We start from the raw sequence: 1,036 nt of genomic DNA, 5'->3' as shown, positions 1-1,036 counted from the left end.
ATTTCCACAACGTGGTTCGCGAGCCAAGGACCCACCTGTGGGAGTATGGTTGTTTAGTGCGAATGATATTGAACTGCTCTTATTAATCAGGACGAGTGGGATCAATTATGGAATAGTGATGATTATCTATGAAAGCAGTTCATCAATCAAGAGGGCTTATCATCCATTCATTCTCAATAGGTTTTCCAGTTTTCCGAATGGAATTAGATCTTCATCGTTCGGCCTGCCATTTCAGTAATTGAAAGGGCAAATCTCTCCAATTCAGAAATTATTAATCTCTTTTCGATGAATCGTGCTTCATGACTGCTTCTTGAGCTTTAAGGACAATATCATCTACTTCGGAAAGCTGATGCTCAATAGAGGCTAGAGCCTTTAGTAAGAACGGAGAACTGATATTTTGAAGCGATTAATCCAGATCTCTAGCCCAGCTAACTAACTCTTCATCGTCAAAATTATATGGATATTCGTAAATATTAGAGTAATAGTACTCCGATTCTAATAAATCTCTAATTACATTGAAAACCTTATTGGTGGCATGAAATCCATTCCTGATGGGCGCGGTGAAGGCAAGCGAGCCATTATGAAATCCATCTAAAGAACCGGAAAGCTCTCGTTTGACTATAGATTCAGCTGTCTCTATCTTTTCTTTAACAAGCTCCTCTTTGTAAATTTGAATGCAGAAGTTTCCACCATGTTTTATTAATTCAAACTCTCCATTGGGATGGAGTTTTATTGTATCTCCTTTCGCAAGCCCTAGGGCCAGCCCAGGAGATGCACATAATTTGAATATTTTATCGCTTATGCATTCTGCAGGAAGCTCTTCAAAGACTGCTTCCTCTGAATTTATGCCGGCAAAAACATTAATTAAGGTTAATTTATGTTCCATACGAATACTCCTCAAAACTGTCTCTTTTAATGTATGAGATTTGAGATTACATCCTCCATGTATCCGCTATCGCTTGTAATTCAACGGGTCGATAATAAAGGAGGTACCTCTTTTTTTGTCAGGTATTCAAGAAATCATAGCAGGTACTAA

2 protein-coding genes are annotated in these 1,036 nt (G+C 38.2%); one reads left to right on the top strand and one right to left on the bottom strand.

Annotated elements, in window-relative coordinates:
- Window positions 1-238, top strand: a 238-nt coding sequence (locus CA600_RS31615; RefSeq protein ID WP_218832812.1) for a hypothetical protein, incomplete at its 5' end; no start/stop codon positions are given.
- Window positions 239-406: 168 nt separating this feature from the next.
- Here CA600_RS31615 and CA600_RS30565 read toward each other — a convergent pair.
- Window positions 407-886, bottom strand: coding sequence for a DUF4265 domain-containing protein (locus CA600_RS30565; protein WP_094874831.1), 480 nt, complete (start codon window positions 884-886; stop codon window positions 407-409).
- Window positions 887-1,036: the final 150 nt, after the last annotated feature.

The organism is Paenibacillus sp. VTT E-133280 (assembly GCF_002264385.1).
Lineage (GTDB): Bacteria > Bacillota > Bacilli > Paenibacillales > Paenibacillaceae > Paenibacillus_AQ > Paenibacillus_AQ nitricinens.
This window is presented reverse-complemented; position numbering and strand designations above follow the sequence as displayed.